The sequence below is a fragment of the Vibrio sp. AND4 genome (assembly GCF_000171815.1).
Classification (GTDB): domain Bacteria; phylum Pseudomonadota; class Gammaproteobacteria; order Enterobacterales; family Vibrionaceae; genus Vibrio.
In genome coordinates this window covers 612,643-628,893 of the sequence record NZ_ABGR01000001.1, presented here as the reverse complement: position 1 = coordinate 628,893, position 16,251 = coordinate 612,643, and the positions used below count along the sequence as shown (strand labels likewise).

Here is a 16,251-nt window from a genome sequence, read left to right as displayed (position 1 = left end):
AAAACAATAGACATAGGAAAGCCTTGCTCGGCTCTCGCAAAGCTTTGTTGTTGAACGTTCTGGTGCGTTCCAGTTGGTTTACGTGCCTTTGGTGTGGTGATGCTCTGCGAGGCTTATTCTGGCAGGAAGAGGGGTGTTTATTTCCAATTTGGGCTTGGGCAGTTAGTGACACTCGCCAGTCTAGGCAAGTGCCACGGATAACCTATGATGGGTGGCTCGGTGCTTCGTCGTCGCTTCGCAACTCCTTATATCTCGGTGACTCCCTTCGGTCGGGGCGATGCCCATCACGATCGCTTTAGGTTTCTCAATCCATCTAGTGCATTAACGTAGTCGCTTATTGCTTCAGAATGGTTGTATAGCTCGTCTTGAAGCTTCTCGTTTTTCTCACACTCTGCTAGATACAGTTTTTTGTATCTCAGTGCATCATAACCACCTTTGAGCAAGGCTTTGCTCATTGTTGCCGTGCTTGTTTGCTCTTTGAGTTGTGAGAGCATTGTTTCATGTTCTTGAGTATCTCTGATTGTAATTGCCATCATTTTACCTTTTGCCGGTGTCTTTCCTGGTTGAGTTTTGATTGCAGAATTGAATAGTTAATCCTGGTACCGGTTCGTGTTTTGATTGCGTATTCATTCGTTAGCCCTCATCGTCGCCAAATAGGCCACCCATAGGTTTGAGTTCGATATCTTGCTCTTGCACCTGCGCGTATTGCTCATAAGGGGAGCAGGTCACGTAGAAATTAGAGTCCCCGCTAGACAGCTGCACTAGGCAATCGTCTAGATAGTTCATTTGAATACCAAGTTTCTTTAGAAACGAGTCATTGAGGTAGGTAACGCCTCTCGGTGTTACAACCTCAAAATGGACTCTCAAGCGAATTGAGTGTTGTCTATGCCAGCGTTCCACAGCAGATACATAGATGGTTTCGGAGTTGGCCAGAGGAAACCATTCGGGAACCGTGCCTATGTCATGATAAGCCCTAGACCCGCAATCAGTGCCCGAACAATCAAAACCACCAGAACCCACGCCAGAATGAGACGCAGAGCCTTGGTTATAGCGCGCTTGACTGTGTGAAGACGATACCGAATTTTGCTGCGTAGTTTGATTAGGCTGCGTTCCTGCCTCAGTTGACGCCTCAGAACCAGAAACCATATTAATAAGTGCATAGATGATGTACCCCAATGAAAGCACGACCAGTGCCATAGCTGCTAAGAATTTAGGATTAAGGAAGACGTTTTTCCCAAGGCCAGCCTTGGTGATTTGGCCCGTAACGGTGGAGGCGTAGAGCAAGTGAACATCAAGCGGCACCTTAAGGTTATAAACTACATCGTCTTTGCTGGGTTTGGTGACGGTTCGCGTTGGGTCATGTTCTAAGATTCGAGGCTTACGATTGGAGAAAAAGACCCCGTCTTTACCTTTGTGCTGTTTGGCCAACTCGGCAACACCTTTTAACTCTTTGGGAACTTGGGCGAAGTCGGGCGTTAATAAGACGATGTCCCAGTTGTAATGCCGGTGCTCCATAAATGCATTGTTGAAGTTCTCAGGGTAGATAATCCGCCCTTGCTCATCAAAGCGTGTGCGTTGGCAATCGTCTATTTCACCGTTATCAAGCGATGAAGTGTCCACGGTCAGCCAACGAGAATGAAACAGCTCAGAGAAGCCCTCCGGTAGATGGGATTCAAAGTCACTGAAAGGGCGCTTATGGATGTTGGCCATCTTAAACCCTGCATTGACAGAGAAGATTTGCTGACACTCATCAATCAGGATAAAGGCACCAATCGGAGCCCAGCAGAAGAAGTATTTCCAAAGCTCAAAGCCTTCAGGATTGCGCGAACTAATGCGAATGAGACGAGCACTATCAGGAAATTTTTCCCCTAATCGTTTCTCTATCACTTTTAACGGCTGCATGCCGTGAATATTAGTAATGCACACTCGGCCTTCACGAAGGGCGGGCAATAAGTCGAACCAAACTGCACACGCTGATTTGTAAGAGCCGCCGTGGCCATATCGAAATGAAGTAGCCATAAGATCACCAGTTCATGAAACGCATGACTAAGGACGTAGCAAACGCATCAAAGATAATGCGCAGTCCTGTCGTGAGGCTGTATTTCGTGAGGATGTAACGGACATCAGACGGAAGGGCGTTGAAATTAGATTCAATCAGCGTGTAAACACCATAATCAGATAACAATGTTTGCGCGATGCTGAGCGCCATTTGTATCGATGCAATTTTAAAATCAAGCCATAAAGACATGCACCAGATGACCCCGAACTCAAAACAATTTTTGATCCATTCCGGTATGGATTGGATAAAGTAGATCAAGGTTTCCGCAGCATTGGCAATAAAATCAAGTGCTGAATAGATGAATTCCATGTTATTTACTCCTATGGCCAAACAAGATGAATAGAGCGATGAGGGAACAGATAAAGAGAATGACAGGGCGAACGTAAGGCGTGACGTCATCAAAACGTTGGAGGCCAGATTCCACTTTGGACCCTTTGATGGTGAATGACCTATCGGTTAGCGAGCCGTTACTAAAATTGGTCCCGATAGACACAAGGCCTTTGATGTCGTTCACGTAGCCTTCAATCGTGCGCTTTTTTTCTGCGATGCCTTCATTGACTCTGATGAAGTCAGAAGAGGCGAAGATGAGATGGTTAACATCATCACCGCCAGGCGAAATAAAACCGGACCGACTAAGCAAACGTTCGATACCATCAAGACTGTCACCGAACCCTTCTAACTCTTCGGCTAAGCCTTGGGTGTCACCGTTGCCATTGCCGTTGTTGTTGTTTATCGCTTTAGTGATATCGTCAGCGGCTTGTTGGATAAGCGCTTTTGTGTTGTTGTAAATCTTGTTGTCATTGATTTGCTGCTCTTGAACCGCTTGCGTGTTGTCAACGATGGAGCCTTTAACGTTGATGATCTCAGCGGCTATGGAGGCTTGAGACTCATTGATATCAACGTTCAGGTCATGAAGTGCCGAGTTAATGTCCTTATTGAGATTGGTGACTGCGCTAACCACTGCCGAGTCTGTTGAATCATCTGTGACAGGTTTTTCAACCTCGGCTTCTGGGTCAACCTCGTTAGGCATAGGTGTGTTGGTTGAATCATCGGGCAGGACGCTTGGATCTTCAATGTCACTGATTGGGGTGTCGGGCTTATCTGTTGGTTTATCCGTCGGTGGCGGAATGATAGGAACATCCGGCCCCTGAGCGCCCCAAAACTCAGTGCCACCGCCGCACTGTTTACCCGTATACTCAAATTTACCGTGACAAAGGGTGTTTTGCGTAAACTCACCAGAATTAACATCGGTGCAAAGAGTGCTATCGTGTGGAATGCGGGATAGTTCGCATCGAGTGGCACCATAGGAGCCATAACAAGCGCCTGTCACTTGCTCACCGTAAATATAGCCACTCCACTGAAGATATTTTTGATCGTCTATGGATTTCTTGAACTGGCAAACGTCCATACAGGTGCCGTCATCATTGAAGCCATACTCACATTCGGAGCTGCACTGAAGCGTATTAGGGTCGAACAGGCTGTTTGTGGGGCAACGAACTTGGGAATAACTGAGCACACTGGTGCCAGATGAACCATAGTGACAACTCGTTCTATATGGATACATAGGTTTTGCGCCACGTGATTTCTTGAAGCTACAGTGTGTGTAATACCCCTGTTCAATAAAACACTCGTTCATCTTGTAAGGATCAACCCATTGACCCTTATAGGCGCAGCCTTGCCATGAAATATCACCCACACGAGCTTCTAGGGAATAGGCATCATTACTGATGAGAAGAATAATGAATAGCGTAATAAAACGCAGATAATGAATCATGTTATTCAACCAATAAAAAAGGGAGCCGAAGCCCCCTTATCTAATGATTAGTGAGTATTGATGCCACTCACAAAGCCGTGGAGAAATGCCCCCGCAAAGGAAATACCAAGTCCAATAGCAAGAACATCACCAAGTAGATTACCAGATAGAGGAGGCATTAAGACTTACCGTTAACGACGTAAGAAGCCAACAACCATGGTCACACCAAAGCCAAGTGCAGCCATACCAATCAGACCTGCGACCACAAGTGACACATTACTTTGACCACCACTCACTGCGGCAGTGATAGCGCCTGTGATGTCCGGTGCAGCAGCAAAGGCCGGAGAGGTTGAGCCAAGCATAAGAGCAGTACCGACCGCTGTTTTTTTATTTACAAGTGCGTGTTTTGTGTTTTTTACAACAAGTTCTAGTTTTTCCATTTGAATTACCTTTTATTCATAAGGCGAACAACACGACCTACCCAATGACCAACAAGCATGTTAATCAAGAGCACGCCACTGACATACAGGAACAAGTCACTATTGAATAGGACAGGTTCCTTATATTGCTGATACTCCGCCGCTGAAATAAGCACATAACCATCGCAATTATCGATATGAGATTGAGTTGCTTTTATAGTGCCGCGCTTACTGCCAACGGTGACGCATACAGACATATTCTTTTTAACCTTGAACCGCTTTCATTGAAGCTTCGAAGTGCTTCTTAATTTCTGGGTCGACAGGAATTAGCTCTGTCACGATGGCACCCGCTAATGGGTCCTCTGGATTGATTTCAAGTTGCAACTGGTACTCACGACGAGGAACCAGAGCACCAGTACGCTCAAGGAGCAGGGCATAACTGTGTTCAATCATCAACGGTTGGTCCCATTGTGGGTTCACATCACCAGATTCACCGATGGTGCGACGCTTAAATTTTTCCGAGTTAATGCTGCGTAGCGGGCGTGAGATATTGAGTTGAGCACTGTCACCACGCGCTGAGTTCCAAGTGATGTCCATGCCAAGAACAAAAACAGATTTAGCCATTTGTTAGGTCTCCAATATGTGAGTCACCAACTTGCCGTAGGTATCGGGGAAGGTGAATTTGGTTCCATCACGGACGAGTGAGCCGACAACGGTTTCAATGTCGCCCTTATGGAATTCGATTAAAGAGTTAAGGGTTTTCCCGTACTGGCGGCGCATCCAGTAAGCCGAGGCCAACAGGTCTAAGGCCGCGCGTTTAGTCGGGACAGGTTTGGTATTGAATTTTTTAGCAGTAGAAATCGATGCTGAGAAATCGTTGATGGCCGCGAACGCGCCAGCAGGATCTAACAAAACATCGATGTTCCATTTTTTGAGTTCGACTTCTGAGCGATACCAAACAAGGCCAGTGTTTGCGAGCTTTTGCTCAAGAGCCTTGTTGTAGATACGCCAGTAGACGCGAGAAGTACGAGAGCCGACAGAGTATTGCTCTTTGGTGTAGTTCGGTTTGCCATTGGTCATACTGGCAATGGTCATATCTTCATGCAGTACCGGACCACGGCCACGGTCAGCCGTTCGGAACGCATCATCATTCCAAGCTTTACGAGCATAGTCACAATCAAAGATACCGTCGTAATCATCGTAAGCGAGATCGACACGCGCGAGTGATTGAACACCAAGAACGTTAGTCAGCCAATCATGCAGCGACCAAGGCGCACGACGAGCAAACACATGCTTACAACCAGTGCCATTGATTTGAAAATGCACGGTGTCATTGTTACCGCCCAGACCCACAAAGCCGCAGAAGTCTTCACCATCTGGCGAGGTCAGTTTCATAGACTCGGTATAGAACTGAAAGCCAAGGCCACGAGGCGCAGAAAGCGACAGGCCAAGTACCTGATTCGTGAAGATGCGCAGACAGTCTTCTAAGTAGGTACGGTAGCAAATATCAAAGGCGTCATTGTAAGATTCAATCTCTTCAGCCGTCTTCGCAATGGTCGGATTGAACTCAGGTGGAGCAGGGAACTTAGGTGCTCTACTGTGACGTTGTAACAGTGATTTTGGCGCTAAGCCCTTGTATTCCTCATGCTTGTGTAAGCGTTGAATCGCCTTGTGACAGTGGCGTAAGTCCTTGACTGCAAATGTAAAACATAGGTAGTCAATATGAACGGACTGCTCATCGAATTTCTTAAGGATGTTAGTTGCAGTAGTCATCGAAGACCCCTAAATCAACGCGTTCTTGGTAAGTGGTATTGGTGATAGACACCAACTCGTAAGAGACAAATTCAGACGAAGCCCAGAACTCAAGATGAGACATAGACTTGAGCAAATCCCATTCTTCATAGCCTTTGACCAACACGGAAACCGTGTAATCTGGGAGCAAGTCGTAATAGATGATTTGAGCTTCGTTCATGGGTTAAGCCTCTAAAATAGACTTAGTGACGGTGTCACGTAATGCGTGTGATTTAAGAGAACAGACGATTAGATTGGACATAACAACACCTTGACTTGTTGAGAGTGACCACCAAGGCCAGACGAAAGCGTCAAGGGCAAACGCCCGTACCGAGGTGGTCTAAACTTGAGGACTCAAGCTGCCTGAGTCCTGATTTGCGTGGACTATAGGACACAAAAATCAGGACTGTAAAGCCCGCTTTTTGTGGACTGCGGGTATACAATAATCAGGACTGGAGGATTCCTATGTACACAAATGAACTGTTAGATGCCTACAAAAAGGCTAAAAACTATATCCAAGATAAGCAGGTCGCTCATGATTTGGGTTTAAGTCGCCAAAAGATTAGCGCGATAAGAAACGGTCAAAGGTATCTCACGGAAAATGAAGCACTTTTTCTGGCAAGAGAGATTGGAGCAGACACAGAATCCGTACTTGTTTATCTAGCAGCAGATAAAGCGAAAACGTTCGAAGCGCAGCAAGCCTGGGCGAACATCGCAAAAAAGTTTAGCGGGCTTGGATTGTCAGGCGTTTCAATGGCTTGTGCAGGATTAGCAGTGATGATCACGAGCCCATTAGACCCACTACAACAGTGCGTATTATGTATATTATGTTAAATTGTATGTCACTGTATGCCAAATCTGATGTGGATTGGTCTCCTATCCCGCTTAGATTTTAAAATACGGCGCTTTTTGCGAGCGCCATTAAACATAACCGCTATTTACCATAAAATACCTAATATGGAGCAATCAATCTGCGATTGCTGGCTCTGCTATTAGCTCGTGTTCTTTCTGGCACCCTAGCATCGTTTAAGTTTATAGAGATTTATTCAATGTCGGCTGTCAAAGCTTTGTCTTGTGTTTTGCAGATACAAAAAGAGCGTCACACTCGACGCTCTTTCTAATTGGCTTACTTAGCTTGATTAACCACCGGCTAATTTTACTGTCATGCCTTTCTTTTCAAGGTGTGCTTTGATCTTATCACGAACATCACCCTGAATTTCGATACTGCCATCTTTTACAGAACCGCCACAGCCGCAGACTTTCTTCAGTTCAGCAGCGAGTAGCTTGAGCGGTGCGTCATCCAAATCCAAACCAGTTACAACACAAACCCCTTTGCCTTTACGGCCTTTGGTTTGTCGTTGAATACGAACAATGCCGTCGCCTTTGGGACGTTCGATTTTTTCTTCTTCTGGTTTGATGCGACCAGTTTCTGTTGAATATACAAGTGTCATATTCTTATTTCTTTTGTTGTTGGGCTTGTAGCGCTTTTTGCCTTGCAACCAAATACGCCTCTATATGGCGTTGAATGGCAGGCTTAGCACCTTTAATCAATTTGCCATTGAACATACAGTACCAAGCATTAGGCTCGCCTGTGTCGTTCTTTATTGTAAAGCCGTTAAATACTTCAGATTGTGGACCGCTGGTGCTTTGTGCTTTGGCACCAAGAGTCGCGAACTCTTTAGGATCAATAATAGACGCCGTATCACACCACCAATCAATGCTCTTTTTTACCGCCGTTAAACTGCCTTGTAAAACGTGGTTCTTGATCTGTACTTTCCAAACGCCACCGTCTGTTCCGCCCGATTGCAGGTTAAAACCTCTGTAATTTGAAATTGCCATACCACTGAGCCATATCTGTTTAGTACTTTGAGAAAATCATATATCTAACTGAGTAATATTCAAGATTAGCTCTGGAAATTTAACTCAGTTATGCCAAGTTCCACCACAAAATGAACGACGGTAACGCTAGTTACATTGTAGTTTCAATACAATCTGCTAGAAACTGATGAAACTTATGACCGTTGTTTTGTAGCATTTTGGGGAACATCGAGATTGGCGTCATACCCGGGAAGGTGTTTACTTCGTTCAGGTAGATCTCACCGTCTTCTGTTAAGAAGAAATCGATACGCGATAAATGACGTAAATTCATTTGCCTAAAGACGGTTTCTGAAGCCTGTCGAATTACTTCCACCTGCTCTTCTGTCAAGTTTTTCGCTTCTACTTCCGTCAATGAATGGCTGGAATTACTGTACTTTTCGTCATATGAGTAAAATGCACCATCAGGGGCAATTACTTCACCTGGCGGTGTAATATGTAGCTGGCCATTCATCTCATAAGCCGCCACTTCTAATTCGCGAGGTCTAACGGATTTTTCCACCAAAACTTGCTCTGAGTAACCAAATGCATCGTTGACCGCTTGGGAAAGTGCTTGTCTTTCAGTGACACTGTAACACCCTACGGAAGAGCCCTGTCGTGCGGCTTTGACAAAGACTTTCCCCCATTTATCAAATGCTTGTAACGCTTGCTGATGAGCATGCTCGTCATTGCGAGTCAGGAATAAGTAAGGTGTATTTGGGATGCCAATTGCATCGTACCAAAGCTTAGATGTGATTTTATTGAAGCTATTGCTGCTTGCTTCTGGGCCACAGCCAAGGTAAGGAATGCCTGCGATCTCAAACATCGACTGAATGTCGCCAGTTTCACCGGGAAAACCATGGATACAAGGGACGATGAAATCGATCTCTAAATTTAACTTGTCAGAGCACAACTTTTTAGTATTGAGATCCAAGTAAACCAACTCGCCTTGGTTTGTAATCCAACCTTCACTTTTGATTTCTACACGTGTTACGGACACGTTTTCAAGCAGATTTAACTGCTGCTCGACAAAGTTTGCAGAAAGTAGTGAAATCTCGTGCTCTGCTGAGCCACCACCGCATAGTAAGAGAATATTTTTAGTCATGTATCAATCTTTCCGTGATAGCCAAAAGACACTATTGAATATGATAAACCTTTGGGGGGTAACGTACAGTAATTTTAATGTGAGGATTACTGTTCGTTTAGGTTTTGACCAAAGAAAAAGGAAGCGAAACGCTCCCTTCTCTTGTTCTATTAATTTAGCTTGTTGAGTGTCGGATATGCCGAGTTCTTAATGGCATCGATGCTTTTCACGAACGGCTTGAGCTGTTGGAAGTGTGCAGGCAATGTTGAGATCGCTTGCTTTGCCTCTGCACTTGTTGCGTAGTCACCGTATAGCACTGAGAACCACTTAGTGCCATTAACCACTTTGTAGTTTTCCCAAATTGGTTGGCTGTTTTGTGGTAACTGACGTGAGAATTGATCCACTTTCGCTTGACTGCCCACGGCCACAACTTGGATGGTGTAACCAAAGCGTTGGATACCCGCTTGTTTTTTGCTAGGTGAAGTGATCTGAACCGGTTTCACCTGAGTTTTAGGGGCAGGCTTCGCAGTCATGTTTACAACTGTTGGTTTTACATCTTTCTCTACCACTGCGTTTTTAGACGACATGATTGGTTTCGAAATAGATGGAGATTGATAGTCTTCTTGGTAACTTTCTGAGGTTACGTCGGTGATGTAAGTTTGCGATGCACAAGCAGAAAGCAGTACTGACAAGCCGATGATTGCGATTTTTTTCATGAAGTAACAAACGCTCTGTATAAATAATTCAATAAATCATGCCGATAGCAGACTATTTTATCAAGCTCCAAACGCAAGAAACTGTAACTTTGGTGTGATGAGCGACACAAACTCCATATACATCGTTTGTTTTTGCATCAATGGCTGGCTTGTTCATATTTAAAGAGCTGTGCTTTCGTTTATGATTGTATGAGGATTGACCGTTCGTTCTCGGCGCCAATGGCCAAGGAGTCACAATGAATAAGTTACATAAGCTCTTCAAACCAAATTCTGTTGCAGTGATTGGTGCTTCTCCAAAAGAGTTACGAGCGGGCCAAGTCGTGATGCGTAATTTGCTTCAAAGCGGTTTTGACGGCGCAATTATGCCTGTTACTCCAAAATATAAATCCGTGTCTGGAGTGATTGCTTATCCAAACGTTGCTTCCCTGCCCTATACACCGGATATTGCGATTCTCTGTACAAATGTTGCGCGCAATAAACCGCTATTGAAAGACCTCGATGAACGAGGAACCGAGTTTGCAATCGTGATTTCTGATGATGCCGAAAATATTGATGTCACTGAGTTAAATATCCGCGTTATTGGCCCCAATAGTCTCGGCGTTATTTTGCCTTGGCATCACTTTAATTGTTCGTTTTCTCCTGTTGCAGCCTTACCTGGTAAGATTGCTTTTATATCTCAATCTGCTGCTGTATGTACAACCGTATTGGATTGGGCGAATGACAAAAATATCGGCTTTTCTGCTTTTATTTCTATTGGTCAAGGTCGAGACGTCGACTTTGCTCAATTGCTCGATTATTTAAGTATGGATGTGAAGACAGAAGCGATTCTTCTTTATGTGGATACTATCAAAGACGCGCGGCGTTTCATGTCTGCAGCTCGTGCGGCGTCACGTAACAGACGTATCTTAGTATTGAAAGCTGGGAAATCGACGCAAGCCAGAACGCTTGGTGATCAAGACGTCGATTCGTTAGACGTCATCTATGACTCCGCCATTCGCCGAACCGGTATGTTGCGTGTAGGCAATACCCATGAACTGTTCGCTGCCGTAGAGACACTGACACACTCGGTACCACTGCGAGGTGAGCGCCTGGCCATTATTACTAATGGTGGCGGCCCGGCAATTATGGCAGTGGATACCTTGTTAGAGCGAGGTGGCAAGCTTGCTTCGCTTAATGAAGCTTCTGTAACACAGTTAAGTGCGGTATTACCAAGTTGTTGGCGTGAGGTAAATCCCATTGATTTGGCTGGCGATGCCACGAAGAAACGTTATGTCGAAACGATAAAGACACTCATGAATAACGACTGTGCTGATGCTATTTTGATCATGCACAGCCCCTCTGCTGTGTCTGATTCTTTAGAGACAGCAAACGCGATCATAGAAGCTATACAAGCGCATCCTAGACAGAAACACTTCAATATTCTGACTAATTGGTCCGGTGAACAAACATCAAGAGAAGCTCGCCTTGTATTTACCCGAGCTGGCATTCCTACCTATCGAACGCCAGAAAGTGCGGTTGTTGCTTACATGCATCTGGTTGAGTACAGGCGTAATCAAAAGCAGCTGATGGAAACACCAACAACGGCGGAACCACTGCATTCTGGAAGTGTAAGTTCTGCTCGTCAATGGATAAAAGAACAGTTGCTGGATAAAAACACAGTGTCTTTGGATACTCACCAATCCAGCCCATTATTTGAGCAGTTTGGTTTTCATATCCTCCCGACTTGGATTGCTTCAGATGTGACAGAGGCTGTTCATATGGCTGAGAATATTGGCTACCCGGTTGCGGTAAAGCTGCGATCTCCAGATATCCCTCATAAATCAGATGTACACGGTGTTGCGCTCAACTTGCGTAATAGCCAAGAAGTTTCAAGTGCAGCGCATGCCATTTTGGATACTGCCAAGCTCAGTTACCCTGCTGCAAACCTGCAAGGCCTTTTGGTGCAAGGGATGGCGAAGCTTGGCAGCGCAGAAGAGTTACGTGTCAGTATTGCGGTGGATAAGGTGTTCGGGCCCGTCATTTTACTTGGACAAGGCGGCTCGGACTGGAATATTACGCAAGATGCTGTTGCAGCGCTGCCTCCGCTTAATATGAACCTCGCGCGCTATTTAATCGTGATTGCTCTTAAGTCAGGTAAGGTGCGATTACAGAAACATAAAGATGCGCTCGACATTACCGAGCTCTCGAAGTTCTTGGTGCGCATCTCTCAGATGGTTGTTGAGTTACCAGAAATAGAAGGTCTGGATATACATCCAGTACTTGTGTCTGGTAGCGACTTAACCATTATTGACGCTGATTTGTCTTTAAAGCGATACGACGGTGATGCGCAAGAACGGTTAGCAATTCGCCCTTTTCCCGCAGAGTTTGTAGAAACCGTAACATTGAAAGATGGGCAGCCTATTCTACTTCGCCCTATTTTGCCGGAGGACGAGCCTATGCACGCTCAGTTTATTGATAGCGTGTCTAAAGAGGATCTCTACAAGCGATTCTTTTCGAATGTGGGTGAATTTAACCACGAGGCATTAGCGAACCTCACTCAAATCGATTTTGATCGTGAAATGGCGTTCGTTGCGGTAGCGTTTGATGAAGATGGGCCTTTAATTATTGGTGTCGCGCGTGCGTTGATTACCCCTGACAACAGCGATGCTGAGTTTGCTATTTTGGTTCGATCAGATTTAAAAGGAAAAGGATTAGGCAAGGTGTTGATGCAAAAGATCATTGCTTATTGCCAAGCGAAAGGCACAAAACAAATGTCTGGGATGACGATGCCAACCAATCGAGGCATGTTGTCTCTTGCTCAAAGTTTAGGTTTTGAACTCGATATACAGTTTGCTGACGGCATCGCCGATATGACACTTGTCCTTAATTGATTCGATAGTTCTTGATTGCACCGATCGCTCTAGACGGACAAGGCAAAGGAAATAGAGCTAACTAAAGGGACGAATAACAACGTCCCCACGTATAGCCTAATTTTATTCGTATTAACGAACTCTCATTTTCGTGACATTGTCACTTAAGTTGCCAATTTTTCTTTAAATATTGAACACACCATGATTTCGCTTCCCCCATCGCGTTTCGTCGCCACGCTAGAATAATATCAACGGGTTGATCTTCTGAGCCTTCAATTCGTTTTAAGATGCCATTCTTAATTAAAGGTTGCGCAATTTGACTTGGCAGTGTGCCTATCCCTAGTCCAGAAGTCAGTGCTTCAACTTTTGCCGGAAAGTTAGTTACTGTCAGTCTTGGCTGTTTTTGCATAACGTTAATAGACATTGCAGGTTGCTCCCTAGCGGTGTCTGCAATGGCAATGACTCGGTATTTTTCTCTCGCAGCATCATCGAAGTCACCCTTTCGCTTGTGCACATAGTGGTCGGCTGCCGCAACCCATATCATACGCATTTTCCCAATATTCTCCGCTTTTACGTCCTGCGGTAAAGTTTCCAGTGGCGGGCAAACAAGCAGGTCAGCACGGCTTGTATTGAGTGACTCCCAGCCTCCCGCCAGTATCTCTTCTTGCAGTCTTACGCGAGTCGTGCTGATGTTAGCCAACGCGTTGACCATTGGGAAAAAGTTGGCAATAGGAATGATGCCATCAAACGCGACGGTGATATCGAGCTCCCACCCGTTAGCCAATAAGGTAGCATCATTAACCAGTTTCTCGCTTGCCTGAAGAATCGTCTTGCCACGCTCTAATATCAATCTTCCTGCTTCAGTGAAATGTGCTTTGTGGCCTGAGCGGTCAAAAATATTGATATCAAGATCTTGCTCAAGTTTTTGTATTTGATAACTGAGTGATGATGGCGCGCGATCTAACTCATTTGCAGCGGCAGCAAAGCTTCCTCTTCTATCAATTGCATCGAGGATATGAAGTGCTTCTAAAGTGATTGGGCTCTGCACATTGGCTCCTTTAGTGTGATCTTAATCACATTGATGGCGTTTAGGAAAAGATTGGAAATATAACTTAACACAATATAACAGATTGATTATTAAAGACTACCTCTCAAGTATTATAAAATTTGACTGATAAAATTGACACTAAACAATAACCTGAATGATAGTAATTACCATTTAGATCTAATAACATGCTGCACGTTGTTATTGCCTCTTATGGATTTAAGGTATTGAAGCCAATGTATAAAAAATCAATTTTGTCAGCCTCTATTGTTATCGCCCTTTCACAAGGCGCATATGCAGAAGAAAGCTCAACATTTAACGAAGTCGTTGTTTCAGCGACGCGTACAGAACAGAATGTAAACGATGTTTCAGCCTCAGTAGAGTCGGTATCGTCGAAAGATATTGAACGTACACTTTCAAAAAACCTTTATGATGCCGTTCAATACACTCCGGGGGTAGAAGCCACAACATCTGGTCGTTTTGGTATTTCCGGTTTTAACATTCGCGGTATGGAAGGCGATCGAGTTAAAGTCGTGATTGATGGTGTTGAGCAAGCGACTCCTTTCAACCCTGGCGGTGGTGCGGTTCAGGCTATTTACCCGAACGCAATTGAGCTTGACACCTTGACAAGTATTGAAATCAACAAGGGCCCATCGTCAACTCTCTATGGTTCAGATGCAATGGCAGGCGTTGTTGTTCTTAAAACAAAAGATCCATCTGATGTACTCAAAACGGACGGTGATGAAACTCGTTTTGGTATTAAATCGAGCTACTTTTCTGTCGATGAGCAGTTCAAAAACACCTTAACTTGGGCAATGCGGAGTGGCAAGCTCGAAACTTTATTGATGGGCACCTACTCTACAGGTAGTGAACTTGAAACCTACGGTGATGGGGCCGACATTGATGGCTCTGATCGAGGCCTAGAGAATCCAGCGGATAAAGATCTGAGTAACATTCTCGCAAAAGCCTATTACAACGTTAGTGATGAATTCAAACTTGGTTTTGTATTTGAGCGCTATGACTACAACTACGACGAAAACAACCGTCGTGGCAATTACACACTTAATTTCGGCCCCAGCCCTGGCGTTACATATGCTGATTCGAAAAGTAGCGATGAAATGACGCGTACACGTTATGGTGTCAACTATGAGTTAACTAAAGCAAACGTAGTTTTTGATTCGATGAAGTTAGACCTTAACTATCAGGTCACAGATAGCAAAAACTCAAACTTCTCGAACGTCACTGATCATACAGGTCGAATTGGCTACAGCGGTAATCGTACACGCCTTCGTCAAGCGGAAGAGGAATCACGTCAATTAGATGTTCAGTTCGACAAGGTAGTCACATCTGAAAGCGCTATTCATGAACTGACTTATGGCCTAAACTCTTCGATGACAGACTTTAGTCTTACAAATGTAGATATTTTCCACGACAATGGCACTAGCGCGCCTGGTGCGACGACAGTACCTGATGCAGACGTCAGAGAATGGGGTATCTTCCTTCAAGACAACGCGTTTTTACTTAACGATACTCTCGTGCTAAATGCAGGCATTCGTTACGACTCTTTTGAGGCGGATCCCTCATCAGATGAAGGTTTCACAACTAAGCATGTTAAAAATAGTAATGATGCATTCACGGGCAAGCTCGGTGCGGTTTATCACCTTAACGACAAACTCAGTACTTTTGCGCAAATCAGCCAAGGCTTTAAAGCACCGACCGTTGAACAGCTTTACTATGAGTACGACAAGGGTGCCGAGTTTGTCCCTAACCCAGATTTAGAAGCTGAAAAAAGTCTCTCATATGAAATTGGCCTCCGTGGTCAAAATGATTCTGCCCAGTTCGAACTGACAGGTTTCATCACCCAGTACAAAGACTTTATTGATACCGAAAAATTGGAAAGCATCGACCCAAACAAAGACAGATTTACTATCGTAAACCGCTCTGAGGTCAGGATTTCCGGTGTTGAATTCAGTTCAACCCTGTTACTTGACGATACTTTCTCTGCCCCAGAAGGTATGTACACAAAAGTTTCTGTTACCTACCTAGACGGCAAAGATGAAACGACAGGCAAAGCTTTAGATAGTGTTGCACCATTATCATCTGTTTTGGGCTTGGGTTATGACAATGTCGAGCATCATTTTGGCGGTTTAGCGTCTCTCAAGCTTGCCGCTAAGAAAGACGACTGGTTTACTAAAGATCAAATTGATTCTGGGGGCTATGGTGTAATGGATTTAACGGCATACTACATGCCAGTTAAAGACTTAACTTTGACGGCAGGCTTGTTCAATGCGTTTGATAAAAAGTACCTGACGTATCAAGATGTTCGCGGTCTCGATAGCAAGGACAATGAAGACTTCCATAGCTTACCAGGCCGTAACTGGGCACTCTCTGTAGATTACCAGTTCTAAGTCACAACGATTAAGAACATTGATTATTAAGCACCTGCTCAGTCAGGTGCTTTTTTGTTTTATCAACCGAGTTTAACTTTTCTGACAGGATTGCAAATTATCAAGAAATACGCGTTAGCACGGTATTTAGGTTACAAACACAAAAAAGCCAGCGCAATGCTGGCTTTTAGTTCGCTTTCATTTCAAAAGTGTTAAGAAAAGAATGAAAAATGAAAACCCCTACTGCTTCGCCATCTCTTTCTTAACCATAACTGCTGATGCAACGATGAAAGC

Annotated in this window: 17 protein-coding genes; 3 read left to right on the top strand and 14 right to left on the bottom strand. The window is 44.6% G+C overall.

Annotated features, from left to right (window positions below; all coding sequences use genetic code 11):
* Positions 1 to 284: 284 nt before the first annotated feature.
* From AND4_RS02780 to AND4_RS02740, 9 genes are all read right to left on the bottom strand, one after another.
* A complete protein-coding gene (locus AND4_RS02780) occupies positions 285 to 533 on the bottom strand; it encodes a hypothetical protein (RefSeq protein WP_043991397.1) in 249 nt (82 codons plus the stop codon).
* A gap of 100 nt (positions 534 to 633) precedes the next feature.
* Entirely contained in the window at positions 634 to 2,019 is a 1,386-nt protein-coding gene (locus AND4_RS02775) for a zonular occludens toxin domain-containing protein (protein WP_009841376.1), read from the bottom strand.
* Between the two features lie 4 nt (positions 2,020 to 2,023).
* Positions 2,024 to 2,368 (bottom strand): DUF2523 family protein, encoded by a 345-nt coding sequence (locus AND4_RS02770; protein WP_009841375.1) that lies wholly within the window; start codon positions 2,366 to 2,368, stop codon positions 2,024 to 2,026.
* A 1-nt stretch (position 2,369) separates the two neighbouring features.
* Positions 2,370 to 3,833 carry a hypothetical protein gene (locus AND4_RS02765; RefSeq protein WP_009841374.1) on the bottom strand — a complete coding sequence of 488 codons (1,464 nt, stop codon included), beginning with the start codon at positions 3,831 to 3,833 and terminating at the stop codon, positions 2,370 to 2,372.
* A gap of 170 nt (positions 3,834 to 4,003) precedes the next feature.
* A complete protein-coding gene (locus AND4_RS02760; RefSeq protein WP_009841372.1) occupies positions 4,004 to 4,252 on the bottom strand; it encodes a hypothetical protein in 249 nt (82 codons plus the stop codon).
* Positions 4,253 to 4,257: 5 nt separating this feature from the next.
* Positions 4,258 to 4,488, bottom strand: coding sequence for a hypothetical protein (locus tag AND4_RS02755; protein WP_009841371.1), 231 nt, complete (start codon positions 4,486 to 4,488; stop codon positions 4,258 to 4,260).
* 7 nt (positions 4,489 to 4,495) lie between these two features.
* Complete coding sequence (locus tag AND4_RS02750) at positions 4,496 to 4,855, bottom strand: DUF1293 family protein (protein WP_009841370.1); 360 nt, start codon at positions 4,853 to 4,855, stop codon at positions 4,496 to 4,498.
* 3 nt (positions 4,856 to 4,858) lie between these two features.
* The gene (locus AND4_RS02745) at positions 4,859 to 6,004 is read right to left on the bottom strand and encodes a replication initiation factor domain-containing protein (RefSeq protein WP_009841369.1); all 1,146 of its coding nucleotides are present in this window, start codon (positions 6,002 to 6,004) and stop codon (positions 4,859 to 4,861) included.
* On the bottom strand, positions 5,988 to 6,203 hold the full coding sequence (locus AND4_RS02740; RefSeq protein WP_009841368.1) for a hypothetical protein: 216 nt from the start codon (positions 6,201 to 6,203) through the stop codon (positions 5,988 to 5,990). Before AND4_RS02740 ends, AND4_RS02745 begins: the two co-directional genes overlap by 17 nt.
* Before the next feature lie 284 nt (positions 6,204 to 6,487).
* On the opposite strand from AND4_RS02740, the gene AND4_RS02735 reads away from it, so the two are divergent.
* Positions 6,488 to 6,856 carry a DUF3693 domain-containing protein gene (locus AND4_RS02735; RefSeq protein ID WP_009841367.1) on the top strand — a complete coding sequence of 123 codons (369 nt, stop codon included), beginning with the start codon at positions 6,488 to 6,490 and terminating at the stop codon, positions 6,854 to 6,856.
* Between the two features lie 305 nt (positions 6,857 to 7,161).
* Here the strand turns inward: AND4_RS02735 and yciH are convergent, their stop codons facing one another.
* The 4 genes from yciH to AND4_RS02715 form a co-directional block, all read right to left on the bottom strand.
* A complete protein-coding gene (gene yciH, locus AND4_RS02730) occupies positions 7,162 to 7,473 on the bottom strand; it encodes a stress response translation initiation inhibitor YciH (RefSeq protein ID WP_009841366.1) in 312 nt (103 codons plus the stop codon).
* 4 nt (positions 7,474 to 7,477) lie between these two features.
* On the bottom strand, positions 7,478 to 7,861 hold the full coding sequence (locus AND4_RS02725; protein WP_009841365.1) for a DUF3319 domain-containing protein: 384 nt from the start codon (positions 7,859 to 7,861) through the stop codon (positions 7,478 to 7,480).
* A gap of 130 nt (positions 7,862 to 7,991) precedes the next feature.
* Positions 7,992 to 8,981, bottom strand: coding sequence for a D-alanine--D-alanine ligase (locus AND4_RS02720; RefSeq protein WP_009841364.1), 990 nt, complete (start codon positions 8,979 to 8,981; stop codon positions 7,992 to 7,994).
* A gap of 149 nt (positions 8,982 to 9,130) precedes the next feature.
* The gene (locus AND4_RS02715) at positions 9,131 to 9,676 is read right to left on the bottom strand and encodes an SPOR domain-containing protein (RefSeq protein WP_009841363.1); all 546 of its coding nucleotides are present in this window, start codon (positions 9,674 to 9,676) and stop codon (positions 9,131 to 9,133) included.
* Between the two features lie 236 nt (positions 9,677 to 9,912).
* Between AND4_RS02715 and AND4_RS02710 the strand changes: the two genes are divergently transcribed.
* Positions 9,913 to 12,546: a bifunctional acetate--CoA ligase family protein/GNAT family N-acetyltransferase gene (locus AND4_RS02710; protein WP_009841362.1), complete on the top strand. Its 2,634-nt coding sequence runs from the start codon at positions 9,913 to 9,915 to the stop codon at positions 12,544 to 12,546.
* 139 nt (positions 12,547 to 12,685) lie between these two features.
* On the opposite strand, the gene AND4_RS02705 is transcribed toward AND4_RS02710, so the two are convergent.
* The gene (locus AND4_RS02705) at positions 12,686 to 13,573 is read right to left on the bottom strand and encodes a LysR family transcriptional regulator (protein WP_009841361.1); all 888 of its coding nucleotides are present in this window, start codon (positions 13,571 to 13,573) and stop codon (positions 12,686 to 12,688) included.
* 233 nt (positions 13,574 to 13,806) lie between these two features.
* Here AND4_RS02705 and AND4_RS02700 point away from each other — a divergent pair, with 233 nt between their 5' ends.
* Positions 13,807 to 15,978 carry a TonB-dependent hemoglobin/transferrin/lactoferrin family receptor gene (locus tag AND4_RS02700; RefSeq protein ID WP_009841360.1) on the top strand — a complete coding sequence of 724 codons (2,172 nt, stop codon included), beginning with the start codon at positions 13,807 to 13,809 and terminating at the stop codon, positions 15,976 to 15,978.
* Positions 15,979 to 16,251 lie beyond the last annotated feature (273 nt).